A 21,036-nucleotide genomic window follows, 5' to 3' on the forward strand; every position below is an offset into this window, starting at 1 on the left:
GCGGCTTAAGCCCCGACCTTGGCAAGCGCCCGGGCGAAATCCTCCAGCAGGTCCTCGCTGTCCTCGATGCCGGCGGAGAAGCGCACGGTGCCGGCCGAGATGCCGAGTTCTGCGCGGGCCTCGTCCGTCAGGTTTTTGTGCGTCGTCGTCGCGGGATGCGTGATGAGGCTCTTGGCGTCGCCGAGATTGTTGGAGATCTTCACGACGTCGAGCGCGTCCTGCAGCGCGAAGGCCGCGTCCTTGCCGCCCTTCAGTTCGAAGCAGACGAGCGTCGAGCCGCCCGACATCTGCTTGGCGATGATATCGGCCTGCGGATGGTCCTTACGGCCCGGATAGATCACGCGGGCGACCTGTTTCTGGTCGGCGAGGAAGTCGGCGACGCGGCTCGCATTCTCCGTCTGCTGCTTGACGCGCAGCGGCAGCGTCTCGATGCCCTTCAGCAGCGTCCAGGCGTTGAATGGCGACATGGCCGGGCCGGTGTGGCGGAAATAGTCCTGCAGGTGCTCGGCGATCCACTCCCTGTCGGAGAGCACGACGCCGCCAAGGCAGCGGCCCTGGCCGTCGATATGCTTGGTGGCCGAGTAGACGACGATATGTGCGCCAAGCTCCAGCGGCTTCTGGAAGAGGGGGGTCGCAAAGACGTTGTCGACCACGACTTTCGCGCCGATCTGGTTGGCGAGCTTCGCCACGCCCGCGATGTCGATGACTTCCAGCGTCGGATTGGTCGGGCTTTCGAGGAAGAACAGTTTGGTGTTCTTCTGGATCGCCTTTTCCCAGTTGGCAAGGTCGCGGCCGTCGACCAGCGTGCATTCGATGCCGTATTTCGGCGCCAGCGTCTCGACCACCCAGCGGCAGGAACCGAAGAGCGCGCGGGCGGCCACGATATGGTCGCCCGCCTTGAGCTGGCAAAGGATCGCGGCGGAAACGGCGGCCATGCCCGACGCGGTGGCGCGGGCGTCTTCCGCGCCTTCCAGCAGGCACATGCGCTTTTCGAACATGTCGTTGGTGGGGCTGGCATAGCGGGCGTAGATGAAGCCGTCCGTCTCGCCCTTGAAGCGGGCTTCGGCCGCCGCCGACGTGTCGTAGACGAAGCCTTGCGTCAGGAAGATCGCCTCGGCGGTTTCGCCGTGCTGGGAGCGGGTGGTCCCGCCGTGAACGAGTTGGGTGGCCGGGCGCCAGGACTTGCTCATGTGATCGTCGCCTTCAAACAAAAAAACCGGCCGCGCAAGCAGGCCGGTTTGTCACCCGGCCTTTTTAGCTACTTGTTTTACGTGGCTGCAAGCCGGCCGGCCAAATCACCACGGGATAATCTGCTAATACTGCGTGCCTGCGCTTGCGTCAATTGCCGGCATTTGGTTTTGTGCCAGCCCTCTGATAGGGCGGTATTGTCATGGCTTCTGCGGCGCGCAGCACGGGCATTCTGGCGGACAGCGCCATTCGCGGCTTGTTCGAAAGCGGGCGGCTGAGAAGCGAGGCCGCGCTCGACGCGGACCAGGTCCAGCCCGCCAGCCTCGACCTGCGCCTCGGCGCGAAGGCGTTTCGCGTGCGCGCCAGCTTCCTGCCCGGCCCCGCCCATCTCGTCGCCGACAAGCTCGACCGGCTGCAATTGCACGTCATCGACCTTTCCGAGGGCGCGGTGCTGGAAACCGGCTGCGTCTACATCGTGCCGCTGATGGAAAGCCTCGACCTGCCGGCCGACCTCGCCGCCTCGGCCAACCCGAAAAGCTCGACCGGCCGCCTCGACATCTTCACCCGCGTCATCACCGACCGCGCGCAGGAATTCGACAAGATCCCCGCCGGCTATTGCGGCCCGCTCTATCTCGAAATCTCGCCGCGCACCTTCCCTATCGTCGTGCGCCGCGGCTCGCGCCTGTCGCAGATCCGTTTCCGCAAGGGCAATGCCCTGCTCGGCGACGGCGAGTTGCTGGCGCTTCACGAGACCGACATGCTCGTCGCCAGCGAGACGCCCAACGTTTCCGGCGGCGGCATCGCGCTCTCCATCGATCTCAAGGGCACCGGTCCGGACGGCCTTATCGGCTATCGCGGCAAGCACCACACCTCCGTCGTCGACGTGGATCAGAAGAACCAGCACGATATCTTCGATTTCTGGGAGCCGCTGTTCAGCCGCGGCCGCAACGAACTGATCCTCGACCCGGACGAGTTCTACATCCTCGTCTCGCGCGAGGCTGTGCACGTCCCCCCGCTCTATGCGGCCGAGATGACGCCCTTCGATCCGCTCGTCGGCGAATTCCGTGTCCACTATGCCGGCTTCTTCGATCCCGGCTTCGGCCACGCTCCCGCCGGCGGCTCCGGCAGCCGCGCGGTGCTGGAAGTGCGCAGTCACGAGGTCCCCTTCATCCTCGATCATGGCCAGATCGTCGGCCGCCTGATCTACGAACATATGCTGGATGCGCCCGAAGGCCTCTACGGCTCCGGCCTCGGCTCCAACTATCAGGCGCAGGGCCTCAAGCTCTCCAAGCACTTCCGTGCAAGCTGACGTTGGATTTCGCTCTTTACAATAAAGTTAAACGTTTTTATCGTGTGATAGACGTTTGATGGCCTTCGCGCGGGATCGCGCGGGAAAGACGGACAAGCAAGACGCGATGCCAAGACCGACGATCAAGACCATCGCGCAGGAAACGGGCCTCTCGATCGCCACCGTATCGAAGGCGCTGAACGCAAGCCCGCAGGTGCGGCCGGAAACGCGCGCCATCGTCGTCGCCGCCGCCGAGCGCATCGGCTACCAGCTCAACATGCATGGCGTGCAGCTTCGCACCGGCAAGACCTATCAGGTCGCCGCCATCATGACCGCGCCCGGCCCCAAGCAGAACGAGTGGGAGGGCGTCGAGTACGCCCAGCTTCTCAGCGGCATTTCCTGGGCGCTGGAGGACAGTCCTTACCGCGTCTCGCTCTATGCCGTGCGCAATTTCGAGGAGAGTCTGGCCACCATCCGTCAGATCGTTTCCCTGAAGACGGCCGATGGCATCATCGTCTCCGGCACGCGGGCGGACGATCCGCGCGTGCGCATCATGCAGGAGGCGGATTTTCCCTTCGTCACCTATGGCATCACGCTTCACAACGCCCCGCACGCCTTCGTCGATGCCGATAACGAGCAGATGATCCGCCACTCGGTCGCCCGCCTTGCCGGGCGCGGCCACCGCCGCATCGCGCTCGTCAATCCGATGGCCGAACTCAGCTACGCCATCGTCCGCCTGGAAGCCTATCGCCGCGCCCTCGATGTTGCCGGACTTACCTTCGATCCCGCTCTCGTCGCCCACGGTCACCTGACCCCCGCCTTCGGCCGCGAGAATGTGCTTGCCATGTCTACCCTGCCGAACCCGCCGACCGCCTATATCTGCGCCAACGAAGCCTCCGCCCTCGGCGCCTTCTCCGGTTTCCACGCGCGCGGCCTCGTGCACGGCCGCGACGCCGTGATCAACGCGACCGACGACCTCAACGTCAGCCAGTACTTCGCCCCGCCGATCACCACCTATTACCTGCCGATCCACGAGCCGAGCGAGCTGCTCGGCCAATACATCCTGCGCCGCATGGAAGGCGAGCCGCCGGAGGCGCTGCAGGCGCTCATCATGCCAAGATTGATCGAGCGCTCGGATGATCGTCTCGCGTGATCGTATTCTCGGTTTGATAATATGCCCCTGGCGCCAGGAAGCTTCTTTAGGTTCCGGCTGCTGCCGGACGAGCAGTAATCGACGGCGGAATGCCGATGCCTCGTGGCGCCTCTGTAAATTTCATCAGAAATTTATCCGTCTTCTGAAATTAATATCTAATGGTTTTTCTCGCCAGGCTGCTGTTTCCACTAGGGAAAATACGGATTTCCATACTGGTTCGCGCGACGGTGGTGGTTATTTTTCTTGAAAAATACGTAAGTATCACTATCTTGAAGTCATCGAACTTTGCTTGTGACCTTTGTCTTCGCCCTTGTGGCCCGGTCGGATCTCCTCTCATCGTCGATTTATATGGGCTGCCAACCTGGCAGCCACACCAACGATTGAAAGGAAATCGTTATGAATTCAGGCACTGTAAAGTGGTTCAACAGCACCAAGGGTTTCGGCTTCATCGCTCCCGACGACGGCGCGACGGATGTGTTCGTCCATATTTCGGCGGTTGAACGCGCCGGCCTGCGTTCCCTTGCCGAGGGCCAGAAGGTAAGCTTCGACATCGTGCAGGACCGCAAGTCCGGCAAGAACTCCGCAGACAACCTGCGCGCCGCATAAGGAATTGTCGTTCCTCCTCGCTGACCACGGATGTACTGGCAGCGTCGATGGTGAACGACGGGAAGAGGTCGGGTCGATGCCCGACCTTTTTGTTTTCATGCGGTATGCGGGAGGGCTGGCCATGAGCCGGGTAATCTACGCTGTCGGCGACACTGTCAGGCTCAAGCCCGATCTGTTCCGCCGGACGGAAGGTAGTGGAATTTGCCGGATCGCGGGAATTCTGCCGTCCGATCACGGAGAGGTGCGGTATCGTGTGCGGCTTGGCAACGAGACGTGCGAGCGCCGCATCCTGGCGAGCGATATCGAGGCGGCGGAAGCGGTGACGCCGCGCTCCGTGGCGGGAGCGCATCCATCGGCGGATGGCAAGGAACCGTGGTTCAAGCCATCCACCATTCGGACCAGAAAGTAATCGAGTGACGCAGCGGCCGGGCCGCTCGGAAAGGACATGTCTTGCAGGTTCTCGTACGGGACAACAATGTCGATCAGGCCCTTCGGGTTCTGAAGAAGAAGATGCAGCGCGAAGGACTCTTTCGCGAGATGAAGGCGCGCAGCGCCTTTGAGAAGCCTTCCGAGAAGAGGGCGCGCGAGAAGGCCGAGGCTGTCAGGCGTGCCCGCAAGCTCGCCCGCAAGCAGGCACAGCGGGAGGGATTGCTGCCGGCTCCGAAGAAGAAACCCGCGAGCGCTCGTCACGCCTGACGGCGCACGCTGGGGAACAGAGGAGTGGACGGATGACGGCAACCAAACAGCAGTTCTTCAAACCGACGAAGGTGAGCGCGGACACAAAATCCGCGCAGACCAACTCCATCGCAAGAGGGATCATCGAGCAGGAGGCGGCGGCGCGAGAGAAGAAGACTGAAAAACTTCGTGCCCTGCGCATGGCCAGGGAGGCCGCCGATCCCGCGCCCTTGCCGGCACTGAAGCGGAAATAAAAATCGGCTCCTGGGCACTTTGGCAGGCGGCAGGCCTTACCGATGGCGCTGTGGCCCACCGCCCTCGCCTGCATCTGACCGAACAGTCATTGAAATTCAACCGCATGGGGGGCATGACGGCATTTCTGGCCGTGAGCTTCGCTTGACACGCCCGGCGAACTGTTGAATGGATGCGGCCTCGGCGCTGCCCTGCGGGTATGATGTAATGGTAGCCTGTCAGCTTCCCAAGGCTACCCGCTATGGTTGAAAAATCTTACTGAAATCACACTTTTACAAATATATTCAGGGATTTAACAGACTTCCTAAGCGTGGTCTTCCTTGGAGGTTTAGCTCGTAAATATCCCAGAAGTTGCGCCAGTTTTTGACGGGAATGAGCCTCTTTGTAAGTCGTGATTTACGCATTGTATTGAAGTTATTGTTACGCGAACTGCGCCGCACCGCAGCGGTACCAGTAATCGGCCACCTTAATCCAGGGTGGTCTTCCATAGGATACGGCGCCTAACGCTCGATTTGGGTCGGCTTGAGGGGCGGCGTTGTCTGGGTCGATAACTGAGGGGATCTTCGTCTCATCGAACAAGGAGAGACGATATGACGAAGGCGAAAAACAATGAAGCCGTTCCCGCCGACAAGACGGTCATTGCACAAGCAATTGCTGAAGGCCGGAAAATGATCGAGGCGGGCAAGTCCAAGATCGATACCGCGCTGGCGATCTATGAAAAGCTGGAAGGGATGGAGCAGGACGTGATCGTCAAGGCGTTTATCGAAGGCGCTACGCTGACTGAGAAGGGGGCTTTGACCTACTGGTATAATTGCCGTCGGCGTCTCGCGAAAGAGCGACGTAATAAACCACGTTGAGAGGTTGTGCTGTTGCAGAGCCAAACGGCGGTTACTCCTTCACTTCATAGTATTCCGCGTACGACGTTCCTCGATGAGTAGTCCCGCGATCCAGTTCTCAATTGCTGTGGCAAATAACGGGAGGCTTGACTGCGGTCATACAGCTTGCCATACAAAGCATGGCCCTCACGCGGGCCGGTGTGCCCGCCACGCAAAGCTATGTCAGCGTTACAGTTCTGAAGCGTCATTCCGTGCCAAACGGCAGGGTCTGGCCATTAGCGGGCACATGGTCGGATCATTCCAAGGTATGGACAATGACCGAAACAAATAACCTTCACAGCCTTAAAGTCCTGGCCAAGCGATACGCACGGGCCAATAGGATTGCACAACACCTCGCCCTTGACTTGATTGCAGGGGAACTCGATTTCCCTCATTGGAGCAAGCTCATCACGGCCGTCAAGAATGGTTGGCGGGTCAACGCCCAACAAATGACGGATGTTGAAGCTTTCGCCATGCGTGCCCTTCCGACGGCAAGCTTCCAGAAGGGTAATTCCGAAGTCATGAAGCGACGCTTCGCCTACTTGGAACAGGCTGAACATGGCATGATCTGCGATCATCCTTACCGGCTTCAAGTGGTTCTTCACGACGTTATCATGGCAGGCGAGGGATGGAGCATCAGGGTACCGGAGAACCCCGGCGCAGTCCCTCTGGTCGAGACATTTGCTGACCGAGATGAGAAGTGCCCTGTGCATGACCCGCAATTCTTGCAGGCAGCACTTACTCTGGCAAGAAATAGAGCTGTTCAAGTTCGTGGAGAAATCTCTACCGATTGGCCGCGGCGGTCCACAAAACCTGACCAGAACGGCGTAGTTCGCCACCCGTTGGGACGAGGCGATTCAAACTTGTGGTTTTGCCTGCATTGCGATGGAAAGATTACCGGCGCCCAGATCGCGCAAAACCTTTGGCATTGCCCGGGTTGCGGGACATCGCCTCTTGATATCTTCGACACAGCATTCTGGACCGACGATGAAGGCAAGTCACTCCTTCTGGTAAAGGCAGATGGCGGCGAAGAAAGAGATGGCCCCGATTTCCAGAGGGTCGATGGCAGACCCAAACTCGATCTGAGTGAGGAAAAAATCATCCTTCTTATGCGCAGTGCTTTGCTTGATGATGTGAACCGCACCGGGTTTGCCGGAGACCCCAACTTGTGAGAAGTAGGGTCTATGACAAGCAAGACGACGAACAAGTTTTCTCCCGAAGTGCGCGCCCGCGCCGTTCGAATGGTTGTCGAGCATGAAGCAGAGCATCCTTCGCGGTGGGCGGCCGTGTCTTCCATAGCTGCCAAGATCGGCTGCTCGGCGCATACGCTCAATGAATGGGTGAAGAAGGCTGAGGTGGACAGCGGCAAGCGAGCTGGCCTGCCGAGTGACGTCGCCGAGAAGATGAAGGCTCTGGAGCGGGAGAACCGCGAGCTTCGTCAGGCCAACGAGATTTTGCGCAAAGCCTCTGCGTATTTTGCGATGGCGGAGCTCGACCGCCCAATGAAGCGATGATTTCCTTCATCGACGAACACCGCTCGGTGCTCGGGGTCGAGCCGATCTGCAGGCTGCTGCCGATTGCCCCGTCCACCTATTATGAAGTCGTCGCCAAGCGCACGGACGTGGGTCGCCTATCGGCCCGCGCCCGGCGCGATATGGCTATGAAAGTCGAGATACGCCGGGTGTTCAACGAGAACTTCCAGGTCTATGGCGTGCGGAAAGTGTGGCGACAGTTGCAGCGAGAAGGCTTCGATATCGCTCGCTGCACCGTCGCAAGGCTCATGAGAATGATGGGTCTTCAAGGCATCATTCGTGGCAAGCCGATCAAAACCACTGTATCGGACAAGTCTGCCCCGTGTCCGCTCGACCGCGTCAATCGCCACTTCAAGGCTCCCGCGCCGAACATGCTGTGGTTATCCGATTTCACCTATGTCGCGACCTGGCAGGGCTTCGTTTACGTGGCCTTCGTGATCGATGCCTTTGCCCGACGTATCGTCGGTTGGCGGGCAAGCCGGACTGCCCATGCGGGCTTTGTCCTCGATGCTCTGGAGCAGGCACTTCATGATCGGCGGCCCGTCAAACGGGGCGGGCTGGTTCATCATTCCGACCGCGGCTCGCAATACGTGTCGATTCGCTATTCTGAGCGGCTGGCGGAGGCGGGCATCGAGCCGTCTGTCGGGAGCGTCGGTGATTCCTATGACAACGCTCTCGCCGAAACGATCAACGGCCTTTACAAAGCCGAGGTCATCCATCGCCGGGGACCATGGCGCAACTTCGAAGCCGTGGAGTTCGCCACACTCGAATGGGTGGACTGGTTCAACAACCGACGCCTTCTGGAGCCCATCGGCAACATACCGCCAGCCGAGGCAGAAGAACGATACCATGCCATGCTGGACGCGCCAGCCATGGCCGCATAACTTAAACCAAACGGTCTCCGGTAAACTCGGCGCGGTTCAGATGCGGCTAATATCAGCGAGAGACTTGGCGCTCTCCAGGCTGAGATCAGTGTCGATGATGAGAATGATGTCTGGATAGCTCTGGAGGAAGATTTGTGGCCGTACGATAAGGACTCGAAGGAGGTTTTGGCGGTCGCAGAGCTTTTGGGTGTCGAGGTCGAATTCGAAACGACTTGGTCATCAATACCTTTCGCGTGGCCTGGCCTAGGCGAAATTACGTCGAGCACAAGTGAGTATACGAAAATGATGTTAGATGCGTATGCGCAGTATGACGGCTTACCCGACAGGAAAGCGAAAGAGTAAGCTATCCGCGGCCAACCGTCTTGCCCAGAATGTAATATGGATGGGCAGGTGAGTTGGTCGCGACCGCTTCGGCCCATAGAAAACAATAGGCGAATTGGGCTCACGATCTGATTTGGAGACCCCCAAAAGCTGGAGTTGGTGGCTGGAAATAGGCGACCGGCTACCCGTAATTATGTGACATAGAAGCCAAGTGCCCAAACAGGGGGTGAGTATTGGGTGCCCTTGGCTTTCCCCTTGTGACTGTTGAGCATCTGCCTGCGTCGGCGGGACAATCCCGCTGTTACGAAAAGGGGGCCTATGTCAGTCGTAAAACGCGGAAATTCGAAATTCTGGTATGCGCAGTTTCAAATCGATCACCAATCGATAGTCCGGTCGACAAAGACGACCGATCGCAGGGTTGCCGAACAAGTCGCGGCGAAGATTCGGGCGGATGTCCACGCTGAACTACTGCTCGGCAAAAAGGAGCAGATCACGTTGGAGGTCGCCCTTCGTCGGTTCGCCAATACGAAGGTTGGAACTGCGAACTACCGCAATCTGGAAAGTCAAATCAGGATCATTCTGAGGGCAATCGATTGCTCGATCCCTTTGCTGAAGGTCAATTCCGACACACTGGAACAGTTTCGGCAAAAGCGTTTGTCTCAAGGATGCGGATCGCAGACGATCAAGCATGGAATGAACTGTTTGATGGGAGCGATCAGGCTTGCTCGAAAGGACGGCTATCAATGTCCGTCAATCGATGCCCCCCTGATCAGAACAGCGAATTCCCGAGTGCGATATCTGAGCGTCGATGAAGAGCGCCGTCTGCTACACGAGTTGGACCCCGCGCGTGTCGCCAACGGCCTATCTGCGGAACCCGCTCGTCGTGCTGATCGCCAGAACTGGATGCAGGACAACTATGATCTGGTCATCATGCTTATCGATACCGGCGCACGCTATAGCGAAATCGCAAATATTGCGTGGAAGGACATCGATCTGAACGGTGGTGAAATACGTCTGTGGCGCTCTAATACGCCACCTCGCTGACCTCGACTCTTTGGCCTTCCCAAAGTGCGGTGAATCTGAATCTCTGGTGCAAACCGGAGGTCTGCGATGCGATCAGGGATTTCATTACGGGTGGATTTTGATGGAGACAGTCTGCGGCGGCTGGCGCGGCAGACGAAAGATGCCGCTCAAGCGCGCCGTCTGTTGGCACTCGCCTCAATCTACGATGGAGGCTCGCGTTCCGATGCCGCCCGCCTCGGCAGCGTCACGCTCCAAATTGTCCGGGACTGGGTCATGCGGTTCAACGAACACGGTCCCCAAGGCCTGATCAATGGCAAGGCTCCCGGTCCGCAGTCGCGGTTGAACGATCAGCAGCGTGCGGCCTTGGCGCAAGCAATCGAGCGTGGGCCGACACCCTATCTCGACGGCGTTGTTCGTTGGCGTCTGTGCGATCTGGCGCAATGGCTTTGGGAAGAGTTTCGCGTTTCCGTGAGCGAGCAAACGCTGAGCCGGGAGGTGCGGGCCATGGGCTATCGCAAGCTGGCTGTCCGGCCCAAACATCACGCGCAAGACCCTCAAGCCATTGAGGGTTTTAAAAAAGCTTCCCTGCCGCAGTGGCAGAGATTGCCGCTGGAGCGGCCCGAGGAAAACGCATAGAGATTTGGTTTCAGGATGAGGCCCGTATCGGGCAAAAGAACAAGATCACCCGCCGATGGGCCAGGCGAGGAACACGGCCTTCAGCACCGCACGATCAGCGCACAAGGTCGGCCTACATCTTCGGCGCAATCTGCCCGAAGCTCGGCAAGGCGGCCGCGCTGGTCATGCCATGGTGCGACACCTACGCCATGACCAAGCATCTGGCCGAAATCGCCCGACACGTCGATGCCGACGCGCACGCTATCCTCATCATGGATCAGGCAGGCTGGCACATGTCCAACAATCTCGTCGTGCCCGAAAACATCACCATTCTGCCACTCCCACCGAAATCGCCGGAGCTGAACCCGGTCGAAAACCTCTGGCATTTCATGCGCGACAACTGGTTATCAAACCGCGTCTTCAAATCATACGACGACATCGTCGATCATTGCTGCGATGCCTGGCGGAAGCTCGAAAGCCAGCCCTGGCGCATCATGTCGATCGGGCGCAGAGAATGGGCCTATGGGTTTTGATCAGTGAGGGGCCGTATAAGGTTCAAAACGAGAGCGTGATCTACATGACAGATCGGGTAGAAACGATTGTCAACGGCGGAGTAAAAACCGGCCACGGGGCGGAGCAAAAGTCGGCCACCTTGGCGCGCGCCTGAGACCGCCGGGAGGGCGTAGCCCGAGCGGGGGTCTCGGGCGCCCGCGGCGATTTTCAGAGAAGGCGTCAGCCGGCCTTTCGGGCGCGGCTTTGGGCGAGACGGTAGCTGTCGCCGTTCATCTCGAGGATGTTGACGTGGTGGGTGATGCGATCGAGCAGGGCGCCGGTCAGACGCTCGGACCCCAGGGTTTCCGTCCATTCGTCGAAAGGCAGATTGCTGGTGATCATGGTCGCACCGCGCTCGTAACGCTGGGAGATCAACTCGAACAACAATTCCGCGCCGGTCTTGGACAGCGGCACGAAGCCCAGCTCATCGATGATCAGCAGCTTGTAGGCTGCCATCTGCTTTTGGAAACGGAGCAGACGCCGCTCGTCACGCGCCTCCATCATCTCACTGACCAGGGCGGCGGCCGTGGTGAAGCCGACGGACAGCCCCTTCTGGCAGGCCGCCAGTCCGAGGCCGAGTGCGACATGCGTCTTGCCCGTGCCGCTGGGGCCGAGAGCGATCACGTTCTCGCGGCGGTCGATCCACTCGCAACGTGCCAGCTCCAGCACTTGCATCTTGTTCAGCTTGGGGATGGCTGTGAAGTCGAAGCTGTCGAGGCTTTTGACGACAGGGAATTTGGCCGCCTTGATCCGGCGTTCGACCTTGCGGCGATCGCGTTCGATCATCTCCCGTTCGGCAAGCCGGAACAGGTAGTCGATGTGGTCGACGCCCTCGGTGGCGCATAACCGGGCCAGCTTCTGATACTCGCGCTGGAAGGTCGGCAGCTTCAGGGTCTTGAGATAGTGGGCAAGCAGTATCTCGGGTGCTTCGGTGCTCATGCCGCTTCTCCCGCATCAGACGACAAAAGCCGCATGTAGGCTTTCGCCGAGGTCTTCTCGACCGTCGCCCTCGGCAGGTAGGGATAGATCGCCAGGTCCAGTCGAGGTGGCCGTCGCTCGACCCGGCACAGGATCAGATGCTTGACCGCATCGAATCCGATTGCGCCGAGCTGGATTGCCTGCTTCACCGCCGCATGCAGGTCGGCGAGCTCGAAGCTCTCCAGCAGGCGCAGAACCTGAACGTATTCCCGCCGACCATGCTTGGCCATGCGGCCTTCCATCAGCCGGCGCAGCGTAGCGAACTCTTCCGGCAGGTCCCAGCCTTGCAGAGGGGCGGCCTGATCCAGGGAATTGATCTTCTGCTCGATCAGCGGCAGGTAGTGGATAGGGTCGAAGACGACGTCTTCCCGATCCCAGCACCGCGGATGGCGAGCAATGATCTCGCCACGGCAGCCGATCACCACCTCGTCGACATAGCCCCGCACCCAGACGTCCTGATGACCGTAGGCGACCGGCACGGAATAGTCGTTGGTCTTGTATCGCACCAGGGACTGGGCCGTTACGCTGGTGCTGGCCTGATCGCAGGCATCGAAGGGTGATGTCGGCAATGGACGCATGGCCGCCAGATCCCGCTGCAGGCGCTCGCCGATCGTCTCGCTCTCGCCGCGCAGCCTGTCGCGCTGGCGTTTGCGGCACTGCTCCTCCAGAAAGGCGTTGAACGCATCCCATGTCGCAAACTGCGGGATCGGCACCATGAAGTTGCGCCGGGCGTAGCCCACAAGGCCCTCGACATTCCCTTTGTCATTGCCCTTTCCCGGCCGCCCATAGCGATCCCGGATCAGGTAGTGGGACAGGAAGCCGCTGAACAACACCGCCCGCTTGCGTGTACCGTCGGGCAGGATCTTTGCGACCAGGCAACGGTCGTTGTCGTAGACGATCGACTGCGGCACGCCCCCGAAGAAGGCAAATCCATGGATGTGACCGTCCACCCAGGCCTCGGCCACCGCCGCCGGATAGGCCCGAACATAGCAGCCATCACTATGCGGAAGATCCAGCACGAAGAAGCGGGCCTTCTGTTCCACACCGCCGATCACCACCATCGCCTCGCCGAAATCGGCCTGCGCGTGGCCCGGCGGATGGGCAAGTGGCACGAACACTTCCTGCCGGCGCTGATCCCGCTCGCGCATGTAGTCCTTGATGATCGTGTAGCCGCCGGTGAACCCGCACTCGTCGCGCAGGCGGTCAAATACCCGCCTGGCCGTATGCCGCTGCTTGCGCGGCACCTTCAGGTCCTCGTCGAGCCAATGCTCGATCGTCGAAACAAACGCATCCAGCTTCGGACGCCGGATCGGTGATCGCCGCTGGTAACCGGGTGGCGTCGAATACGACACCATCTTCGCCACGCTGTCGCGCGATATGTTGAAATGCTTCGCCGCCTGACGCTGCGTCATCCCTTCCGAAACAGCCAGACGAACCTTCAGATATAGTTCCACGGTGTAGATCCCCTGTCCCTCCTGCGATCATTGCAGAAGGAAGATAGGTGGCCGGATTTTACTCCGCCCGCAGCAGCATTATGCCGCCGCTACCGTGGCCGACTTTTGCACCGCCGCTCTCATTGTTTGTTTATATAAGATACAATTATAATTTAATATTGTTGGTTTATATTGTTAAAATCAGCGGCTGTTTTTTCGCGTATTAGTGCGGCCTTTTTAAAAAAGAACAAAACATGAACAATATTTAATGAAGCGGAATGTAAATTCAGTTAATACGCCGCCTCGCTGACTTCGACTCTTTAGCCTTCCCAAAGTGGGGTGAATCTGAATCTCTGGTGCAAACCGGAGGTCTGCGATGCGATCAGGGATTTCACTACGGACGGATTTTGATGGAGACGGTCTGCGGCGGCTGGCGCGGCAGACGAAGGATGCCGCTCAGGCGCGCCGACTGCTGGCGCTGGCGTCGATCTACGATGGAGGCTCGCGTTCCGATGCCGCCCGCCTCGGTAACGTCACGCTGCAGATTGTCCGTGACTGGGTCATGCGGTTCAACGAACGCGGTCCCCAAGGTCTGATCAATGGCAAGGCTCCCGGCCCACAATCGCGGTTGAACGATCAGCAGCGTGCGGCCCTGGCGCAGGCCATCGAGCGTGGGCCGACACCCTATCTCGACGGCGTCGTTCGCTGGCGTCTGTGCGATCTGGCGCAATGGCTGTGGGAGGAGTTTCGCGTTTCGGTGAGCGAGCAGACGCTCAGCCGCGAAGTCCGGGCCATGGGCTATCGCAAGCTCGCTGTTCGGCCCAAACATCACGCGCAAGACCCTCAAGCCATTGAGGGTTTTAAAAAAGCTTCCCTGCCGCAGTGGCAGAGATTGCCGCTGGAGCGGCCCGAGGAAAACGCATAGAGATTTGGTTTCAGGATGAGGCCCGTATCGGGCAAAAGAACAAGATCACCCGCCGATGGGCCAGGCGAGGAACACGGCCTTCAGCACCGCACGATCAGCGCACAAGGTCGGCCTACATCTTCGGCGCAATCTGCCCGAAGCTCGGCAAGGCGGCGGCGCTGGTCATGCCATGGTGCGACACCTACGCCATGACCCAGCATCTGGCCGAAATCGCCCGACACGTCGATGCCGACGCGCACGCTATCCTCATCATGGATCAGGCAGGCTGGCACATGTCCAACAATCTCGTCGTGCCCGAAAACATCACCATTCTGCCACTCCCGCCGAAATCGCCGGAGCTGAACCCGGTCGAAAACCTCTGGCATTTCATGCGCGACAACTGGTTATCAAACCGCGTCTTCAAATCATACGACGACATCGTCGATCATTGCTGCGATGCCTGGCGGAAGCTCGAAAGCCAGCCCTGGCGCATCATGTCGATCGGGCGCAGAGAATGGGCCTATGGGTTTTGATCAGTGAGCGGCCGTATAAGTTAGATAAGGTAATTGGCCGACAAAGCGGACCTTTATAAGCATTGAAATGGAAAAATGAACAATGAATAAAATGAAAAAACCTGAATATAGTGAGGCACTTGTTAGGTGGGTGAGGGATTTAATCACGGAAAGATATGAGGCCGAGAAAGCTGCATATCAAACATTTGAGAGCTATCTAATATCCAATTTCTACCTCGTAACACTGGTCTTTAATCAGAGTAAAATCTTACAAAAATATAAGGATGAAGATCAGGAGTATGCAATTGGTGAGATTGAATTAAAGCAATTCCGTCATCTGTATAATCTGGTTTGTCGAGAGGCATTAGGAAGAAAATATAATAAGGCTTCAAACGCTGAAAAGCCTCTGAGTATTTCTTGTATTGATGCGAATGGGTCACGCTACTGGAGTGAAGTGGGGGAATTGGATAACATCCATATACATTCTGTCTGGCTTATGAACCCTTCAATGAAGGGGTGCTTCGATAAGGTTGTCAAGAATATGATAGAGAAACCTACCGGTGCAATTGATATCGAGAACGTTGATGTTAAGCGGTATACGGGTGAATTAGATAAAATAATATCATATACAATGAAATTTGATGCATTCACTAGGGATGGTGACGATATAGGAGTGACATTTCATATACTTCCAGCGCCTGTTTGATGGTGGAAAGTATATACATTGTAAAGGTATCAATTATTTTGATTTTCGCCGCCCCGGTCGAAGCGGTGATGGCTTGCTCTCACTGTCTGCTGGCTGAATGAACAGCTGGGAAATGTGCACTTCGAGTGCATTGGCCAATCGGGCGAGGATCGCAACAGTTGGGTTGCGTTTCCCTCTTTCCAGATACCCCACATATGCCCGTTCGACCTCGGCGATCAAAGCCAGATCGTCCTGAGAAATTTTGCGCTCAACACGCAATCTCCTGAGATTCCAGCCAACGAGCTCTTGCACTTCCATGTGCAACAGCAATCACTTGCGCTTGAATAAAACCACGTAATATAGGACCATAAATTAAAGGCGAGATTGCAGCTCGCTATAACGTGGAGAACGCAATGCAAGAGACCCCATCGGTGGCGACAATCGAATGCCCGTACTGCTCGGAAGTGATCAATGCGAAGTCGAAGAAGTGCCGTCACTGCGGTGAAATTCTCGACCCTCAAATGCGGGAGAGAGCTGGCTCGGTTTGTCTGAACAGTTTCGGGCGTTTTGCTAAGTGGATTTCCGCCTCGATTATGCCGCCACCATCATGGGTGCCAGCGCGTTGAAGTAGGCCTTATCCGGCGTCTGCCGGTCAAGGGATGAATGTGGGCGTCGGGTATTGTAAAAGGTCAGATATCGGCCAATGCCGACGCGGGCCTCAGACACCGTCTTGTAGGCGTGGAGGTAGACCTCCTCGTATTTGATCGACCGCCAGAGCCGCTCTACGAAGACGTTGTCGCGCCATGCACCCTTGCCATCCATTGAGATGGCGATCTCAGCTTTCTTCAGCACCGCCGTGAAGTCCACCGAGGTAAACTGCGAGCCCTGATCCGTGTTGAAGATTTCCGGCTTGCCATAGCGGGCGAGCGCCTCCTCGACCGCTTCGATGCAGAAGGCCGCTTCCATCGTGATCGACAGCCGCCACGACAGGACCTTCCGGCTGAACCAGTCGACAACAACGGCGCAGAGATAAACGAAGCCCCGCGCCATCGGAATATAACTGATGTCCATTGCCCAGACCTGGTTGGGTCGGTTGACCGCCAGCTTGCGCAGGAGGTAGGGATAAATCTTGTGCCCTGGCGCTGGTTTGGAGGTGTTCGGGCGACGGTAGATCGCCTCGATGCCCATCTTCTTCATCAGCGTGGCGACGTGCAGCCGCCCGGTCTCCAACCCTTCTCCTCTCAAGAGCCCTTGCAACATCCGGCTTCCGGCAAACGGGTAGTCGAGGTGCAGTTCGTCGATCCGCCGCATCAAGGTCAGATCGCCGTCGGACACTGGACGAGGCAGATAATAGACGCTGCCACGGCTGAAGCCGAGAAGCTTCGCCTGGCGTACGACGGAGAGTTTGTGCTCGCGGTCGATCATTTCTTTCCGCCCAGCAATCCCGCCTTGCCGAGCGCACCGGACAAAAAATCGTTCTCCAGTGTCAGTTCGCCGATCTTGGCGTGTAGCGTTTTGACATCGACGGTCGGAACCGTTGGCTCCGCCTTCGTTTCATCGCCGAACACACCCGTCGCACCCTCAAGGAGCTGGTCTTTCCACTGTTTGATCTGGTTGGCGTGCACATCGAACTGCTGGGACAATTCCACCAGCGTCTGCTCACCTCGGATGGCGGCAAGTGCCACCTTCGCCTTGAAAGCCGGGCTATGGTTCCGGCGCGGTCGTCTTGTCATGGTTTCTCCTGTTCCCGGCATCTAAGCCGAAGTCAGGCGGAAATTCCACTTATCCCCGCTGTTCAGATTTCCCGAGCCAGCTCTGAGCTTGAGCTTCTGAAATCGCAACGGAACAGCCCGAACGTGTTTATGAATGCCGGGGGTGCCGCGGCGGCGGCATCGTCCGCATCGTCTTCCGGCGGTGAGGGGAGCCTGTTGCGCAGTTTTCCGCATTGGATTCACATCCTCATTGCCATCTTGACGGGCGGGCTTTGGTTCCCGGTATACCTGTTGATGTACCTGTTCAGGAACAAACGGTATTACTATTGAGGGTCGATATTACCCGTTGAATGGATCGCTTGCGTCGTTGATGCCGTAGTCCATGGTTTTACAAAACGGATTGCAAGAGAGCGTCAAACTTTCCCCATTACCCGATCTGATTGAGCATATTGCCGGAGAGTTTGCTCCAGCTGTCATGGCGATTTGGGGGAGGTTTGATGTTGGCGAGTATGTGATGGCAACATCAACTCAACGTCACGTTTGGCATGCGGCTATTGCTGCGGGCGACGATTTTCTGCTGACGAGTAAATGGTTGACCCGAAACAGGCTGAAGGTGATCCTCAAACGAGCTTACGGGAACTATCCAGCAGGCATGGTTCGTTTGCTTTCAAGGCTTGGACCTCGTGCGGAAACGAGGGAATTCTATCGTGCCGCACATGTGGCGCTTAGTCGTGGGGATATGCTGACGAGGATTTTGCAGCATTTAAAAACGATTGATCCTCACGTTGTTTTTGCGATTGCTGAATTGCCAACTGATTTGATCAGCGTTCGGATGGCCAGCTATGCTCTGAGGCGAGGCGTTTCCTCTGATGAAATTGCTGAAATGTCATGGTTGGTAACGCGAACCGTCGAAGTGTCAGGGTCAGCGGCTATTCTGAATTTTCTATCCAGTTCGACAAACCCGGTAATCACGATACGTAAGGCAATTGCCAACCTCAGATTTCCTAGTCCACCGTGGAAGGCGGAGGGATTGATCCCAGTACAATCGGCGGAGGAGCTTTCCCAAATGGCTCGTCGTTTAAGGAACTGCCTGGGTGACCACGATATTTTCTACTCGTCTTGTCTCGATGTTCAGGCCGGAATTGCATTCTATTTCGTTACAGCGGGATCGAAGCCGTTGCTGCTGAAGTTCACCAAGTTCGGGGGGCTTGGCTGGTATCTTGATGAATGCCGTGGAGAGGGGAACCGTCATCCGACTGCGGAAGAACTTGAGTACATCGCCGGTATTCATTCGCATATCGAGACCGTGTGGTGCCGAAGGCTGAGCTATGAAATGCGGTAGGGGTCTCTCGGATTTCCAGCGGGAACATCCAAGGCCGTGACAACAAGAAAGGGATATGAGGTGTTCAATATAGCCGCCAACCTGAACCGCTGGACCCTTAGTGTATTAATGGCCGTGATGCCCGTTGCCGCCAGTGCGTCTGATCGGGTGCCTATTGATGACGGAGCATATCTGGATAGGAAGGATTGCGATTTGGCCGAGCGTGGTGAACTCGATTTGGTGTCATTCACGATTGGTAAGGCCGGCCGGGAAGTTTCATTCGAAGAAGCTGGATGTCTCGTTGCTAGCGTGAAACCCGTCCGTGCAAATCGATATGACATTGAACTGGATTGCCGGGAGTTTGAGGATGTGTACCAGCACCGGATGTTCCTTGACGTTGTAGCCAAAGACCATATCCGGGTTGATGGTGACGACCGTTATCTCTGTAAAAAGGGGTTCCTCGCTGATGGGCCTTCTGCCTCCGATCCTGCTGTATCGGTGAATGCCCTTATCGAGAAATGGGAAGAGCTAAATGAGAATTGCCGTGGTGGTTTTGGCGACGATCCAAACACAATGAAGGCGTGTGATCAACGATCTGGAGTGTCCGAGCGCTTGGAGGCGCTAGGTTATTGCTATGATAGGGAGAAAAATTCAACAGAAGTATGGAAAGCGTGTAAATGAGGGTGCGGTTCCATTCTAATATTTGATCGTGGAGGAAAGTAAAATATGAGAATGCTTATTACCGGGTTGATCTCGATTGCTATGATTTCTGCTGCTTCGGCAGAAAATATGAGGGCCTCGTTTGATTGGGGGCCGACAAAGAAATGCTTTGATTCCAAATCGCCGCCGATCAAGCTTTCCGGTGTTCCGAAGGGTACAATCAAGCTCGATATTCGTATGGTCGATCTGAATGCGGTCGACTACCCGCACGGTGGAGGCAAGGTTGCTTATACCGGCGAGAACTCTCTGCCCTATGGAGCCTTCCGATATAAGGGGCCGTGCCCTCCGTCCGGTAAGCATAAGTATCGCTTCACCATCAAGGCACTCGATGCAAAGGGCAAAACGCTTGCGAAGGCTACAGCCGACCGCATGTTCCCATAACAGCACGAGTAATACAGGCCTCGCTGAAACGCCGGGCCTGTATTTATTATAGGGATGGTGCCTGGTTATGACGCCGGCTGGCGGGATGACTATCTGCGACAGTCGGTTTCGTTCAAGGCGGCCTGGAGTTTCTGAACACGGCCAGGCAAGGAAGGCCCTAATACTCGATCCACGAGCCGAGCGAACCGCTCGGTCGTTCCATCCTGCGGCGCATGGACGGAGAATCGTCCGACGCGTTGCGGACGCTCATCATATACCCAGGCTGTTCAAGCGCCCGCATGACCGTCTCGCTTGACACGCCCGGCGAACTGTTGAATGGATGCGGCCTCGGCGCTGCCCTGCGGGTATGATGTAATGGTAGCCTGTCAGCTTCCCAAGCTGAACGCGCGGGTTCGATTCCCGCTACCCGCTCCAGCCGCCGCCTCTCTTTCCGCTCACATCTGGAATTGCTGCCCGTCTGGGCCGATACTTCGCTTTTCTTTGTGCAGTGCGCAAAATAAAAACGTTTATATTCCTTCTTGAAAACGTTTATATTCCTTGTTACCATCATTTCAGGATGGGGGAGGATGCTCCGTCCGTGGGGTTTGTCGAGCGCCTGCCGCAAGAGGCGGGGCCGACGGTTGAGGAGGAAGAGATGAGGAAATTCGTTGCAACGCTCGCGCTTGCCGCACTGGTAGCCGGTAGTGCCCATGCGGCCGATCTCGGCGGCAAGCTCCTGAAGGTCGGGTCCGACACGACCTCGCCGCCGATGGAGAGCGTCGATCCGGCGACCGGCCAGATCGTCGGTTTCGACGTCGATGTGGTCAACGCCATCTGCGCCAAGATCAATTGCCAGGCCGAGTTCGTCACGACCGGCTGGGACGGCATCTTCGCCGCGCTCGACCAGGGCAGCTTCGATCTCGTCGCCTCGGGCGTGTCGATCACCGACGAGCGCAAGAAGGCGATGGACTTCTCCGACCCCTATATCATCAACAGCCAGGCCGTGCTGACGCGCGCCGAGGACCAGGGCATCACGCTCGACAAGTTCAAGGCCGAGGGCCGCAAGCTCTCCGCCCAGGCCAACACGACGGATGCGCAGGTCGCCGAAGGCGTGGTCGGCAAGGAAAACGTCGCCGCCTATGACAGCTTCAGCGCCGCCATCATCGCGCTCAAGAACAAGGACGTCGACGGTGTCGTGATCAACGGCGCGAACGCCGCCGCCTATGAGCGCGAATTTGCCGGCGAACTGGTCGCCTCCATCAAGGATCTGGAATCCGATCCGCTCGGCCTCGTCTTCCGCAAGGGCGACGAGAATGTCGCCGCCTTCAACGAGGGCCTTAAGGCCATCAAGGACGACGGCACGCTCGACAAGCTGGTCGCCAAGTACTGGGGCCTCAAGTAAGGCCCATGCGGGAGCGCCCCGGCGCTCCCGCTTCCTTCCAGATTG

22 protein-coding genes, 1 tRNA gene, 1 riboswitch and 1 other annotated feature are annotated in these 21,036 nt (G+C 57.8%); of the genes, 18 read left to right on the forward strand and 5 right to left on the reverse strand.

All coding sequences use genetic code 11. The features are described from left to right. Nucleotides 1–5: 5 nt before the first annotated feature. Nucleotides 6–1,190, reverse strand: a complete 1,185-nt coding sequence (locus MOE34_RS00570; protein ID WP_242219842.1) for an O-succinylhomoserine sulfhydrylase — start codon at nucleotides 1,188–1,190, stop codon at nucleotides 6–8. 43 nt (nucleotides 1,191–1,233) lie between these two features. Beyond that, nucleotides 1,234–1,312, reverse strand: a riboswitch (SAM riboswitch). A gap of 78 nt (nucleotides 1,313–1,390) precedes the next feature. Here MOE34_RS00570 and MOE34_RS00575 point away from each other — a divergent pair. The 11 genes from MOE34_RS00575 to MOE34_RS00625 all read left to right on the forward strand — a co-directional run bounded on the left by MOE34_RS00575 (nucleotide 1,391) and on the right by MOE34_RS00625 (nucleotide 10,945). Further along, on the forward strand, nucleotides 1,391–2,497 hold the full coding sequence (locus MOE34_RS00575) for a 2'-deoxycytidine 5'-triphosphate deaminase (protein ID WP_242219843.1): 1,107 nt from the start codon (nucleotides 1,391–1,393) through the stop codon (nucleotides 2,495–2,497). Nucleotides 2,498–2,603: 106 nt separating this feature from the next. Next, entirely contained in the window at nucleotides 2,604–3,629 is a 1,026-nt protein-coding gene (locus tag MOE34_RS00580; RefSeq protein ID WP_242219845.1) for a LacI family DNA-binding transcriptional regulator, read from the forward strand. Nucleotides 3,630–4,025: 396 nt separating this feature from the next. Then, the gene (locus tag MOE34_RS00585) at nucleotides 4,026–4,235 is read left to right on the forward strand and encodes a cold-shock protein (RefSeq protein WP_242219847.1); all 210 of its coding nucleotides are present in this window, start codon (nucleotides 4,026–4,028) and stop codon (nucleotides 4,233–4,235) included. A 121-nt stretch (nucleotides 4,236–4,356) separates the two neighbouring features. After that, nucleotides 4,357–4,644: a cold-shock protein gene (locus tag MOE34_RS00590; RefSeq protein ID WP_242219849.1), complete on the forward strand. Its 288-nt coding sequence runs from the start codon at nucleotides 4,357–4,359 to the stop codon at nucleotides 4,642–4,644. Between the two features lie 41 nt (nucleotides 4,645–4,685). Then, entirely contained in the window at nucleotides 4,686–4,931 is a 246-nt protein-coding gene (rpsU, locus tag MOE34_RS00595; protein ID WP_242219851.1) for a 30S ribosomal protein S21, read from the forward strand. Nucleotides 4,932–4,963: 32 nt separating this feature from the next. Beyond that, the gene (locus MOE34_RS00600) at nucleotides 4,964–5,164 is read left to right on the forward strand and encodes a hypothetical protein (RefSeq protein WP_242219853.1); all 201 of its coding nucleotides are present in this window, start codon (nucleotides 4,964–4,966) and stop codon (nucleotides 5,162–5,164) included. Between the two features lie 588 nt (nucleotides 5,165–5,752). Next, nucleotides 5,753–6,019, forward strand: coding sequence for a hypothetical protein (locus tag MOE34_RS00605; protein WP_242219854.1), 267 nt, complete (start codon nucleotides 5,753–5,755; stop codon nucleotides 6,017–6,019). 293 nt (nucleotides 6,020–6,312) lie between these two features. Beyond that, a complete protein-coding gene (locus MOE34_RS00610; RefSeq protein WP_242219856.1) occupies nucleotides 6,313–7,209 on the forward strand; it encodes a hypothetical protein in 897 nt (298 codons plus the stop codon). A gap of 12 nt (nucleotides 7,210–7,221) precedes the next feature. After that, nucleotides 7,222–8,453 (forward strand): IS3 family transposase gene (locus tag MOE34_RS00615; RefSeq protein WP_129567183.1). Its coding sequence is split into 2 segments (ribosomal slippage): nucleotides 7,222–7,513 and nucleotides 7,513–8,453, totalling 1,233 coding nucleotides; the frame shifts between segments, so codons are not numbered across the junction. Next, nucleotides 7,506–7,622 (forward strand) — a sequence feature (AL1L pseudoknot). It overlaps the preceding gene by 117 nt. Before the next feature lie 639 nt (nucleotides 8,454–9,092). Further along, the gene (locus MOE34_RS00620; protein ID WP_242219858.1) at nucleotides 9,093–9,818 is read left to right on the forward strand and encodes a tyrosine-type recombinase/integrase; all 726 of its coding nucleotides are present in this window, start codon (nucleotides 9,093–9,095) and stop codon (nucleotides 9,816–9,818) included. A gap of 66 nt (nucleotides 9,819–9,884) precedes the next feature. Then, a protein-coding gene (locus MOE34_RS00625) for an IS630 family transposase (protein WP_242219860.1) occupies nucleotides 9,885–10,945 on the forward strand; the annotation gives its coding sequence in 2 pieces (ribosomal slippage) (nucleotides 9,885–10,377 and nucleotides 10,377–10,945; 1,062 coding nt in all). Between the two features lie 199 nt (nucleotides 10,946–11,144). Here the strand turns inward: MOE34_RS00625 and istB are convergent. Beyond that, a complete protein-coding gene (gene istB, locus MOE34_RS00630; protein WP_242218626.1) occupies nucleotides 11,145–11,903 on the reverse strand; it encodes an IS21-like element helper ATPase IstB in 759 nt (252 codons plus the stop codon). Next, complete coding sequence (istA, locus tag MOE34_RS00635) at nucleotides 11,900–13,396, reverse strand: IS21 family transposase (RefSeq protein ID WP_431522392.1); 1,497 nt, start codon at nucleotides 13,394–13,396, stop codon at nucleotides 11,900–11,902. The genes istB and istA overlap by 4 nt, the downstream gene beginning before the upstream one ends. Nucleotides 13,397–13,751: 355 nt before the next feature. Between istA and MOE34_RS00640 the strand changes: the two genes are divergently transcribed. Continuing rightward, nucleotides 13,752–14,812 (forward strand): IS630 family transposase gene (locus tag MOE34_RS00640; protein ID WP_242219862.1). Its coding sequence is split into 2 segments (ribosomal slippage): nucleotides 13,752–14,244 and nucleotides 14,244–14,812, totalling 1,062 coding nucleotides; the frame shifts between segments, so codons are not numbered across the junction. Between the two features lie 82 nt (nucleotides 14,813–14,894). Beyond that, entirely contained in the window at nucleotides 14,895–15,497 is a 603-nt protein-coding gene (locus tag MOE34_RS00645; RefSeq protein ID WP_242219864.1) for a hypothetical protein, read from the forward strand. Nucleotides 15,498–15,530: 33 nt separating this feature from the next. On the opposite strand, the gene MOE34_RS00650 is transcribed toward MOE34_RS00645, so the two are convergent. Next, a complete protein-coding gene (locus MOE34_RS00650; protein ID WP_242219866.1) occupies nucleotides 15,531–15,794 on the reverse strand; it encodes a helix-turn-helix domain-containing protein in 264 nt (87 codons plus the stop codon). A 273-nt stretch (nucleotides 15,795–16,067) separates the two neighbouring features. Next, nucleotides 16,068–17,209 (reverse strand): IS3 family transposase gene (locus MOE34_RS00655; protein ID WP_242219868.1). Its coding sequence is split into 2 segments (ribosomal slippage): nucleotides 16,068–16,951 and nucleotides 16,951–17,209, totalling 1,143 coding nucleotides; the frame shifts between segments, so codons are not numbered across the junction. Nucleotides 17,210–17,570: 361 nt separating this feature from the next. Between MOE34_RS00655 and MOE34_RS00660 the strand changes: the two genes are divergently transcribed. From MOE34_RS00660 to MOE34_RS00680, 5 genes are all read left to right on the forward strand, one after another. After that, nucleotides 17,571–18,530: a hypothetical protein gene (locus MOE34_RS00660; RefSeq protein WP_242219870.1), complete on the forward strand. Its 960-nt coding sequence runs from the start codon at nucleotides 17,571–17,573 to the stop codon at nucleotides 18,528–18,530. A 36-nt stretch (nucleotides 18,531–18,566) separates the two neighbouring features. After that, on the forward strand, nucleotides 18,567–19,190 hold the full coding sequence (locus tag MOE34_RS00665) for a hypothetical protein (RefSeq protein ID WP_242219873.1): 624 nt from the start codon (nucleotides 18,567–18,569) through the stop codon (nucleotides 19,188–19,190). Between the two features lie 45 nt (nucleotides 19,191–19,235). Further along, on the forward strand, nucleotides 19,236–19,610 hold the full coding sequence (locus MOE34_RS00670) for a phospholipid-binding protein (protein ID WP_242219876.1): 375 nt from the start codon (nucleotides 19,236–19,238) through the stop codon (nucleotides 19,608–19,610). Nucleotides 19,611–19,950: 340 nt separating this feature from the next. Then, a tRNA-Gly gene (locus MOE34_RS00675) sits at nucleotides 19,951–20,024 on the forward strand. 220 nt (nucleotides 20,025–20,244) lie between these two features. Then, nucleotides 20,245–20,991, forward strand: a complete 747-nt coding sequence (locus MOE34_RS00680; RefSeq protein WP_242219878.1) for a transporter substrate-binding domain-containing protein — start codon at nucleotides 20,245–20,247, stop codon at nucleotides 20,989–20,991. The last annotated feature ends 45 nt before the right edge of the window (nucleotides 20,992–21,036 follow it).

This window comes from Shinella zoogloeoides, from assembly GCF_022682305.1.
In the GTDB taxonomy this organism is placed as follows: domain Bacteria; phylum Pseudomonadota; class Alphaproteobacteria; order Rhizobiales; family Rhizobiaceae; genus Shinella; species Shinella zoogloeoides_B.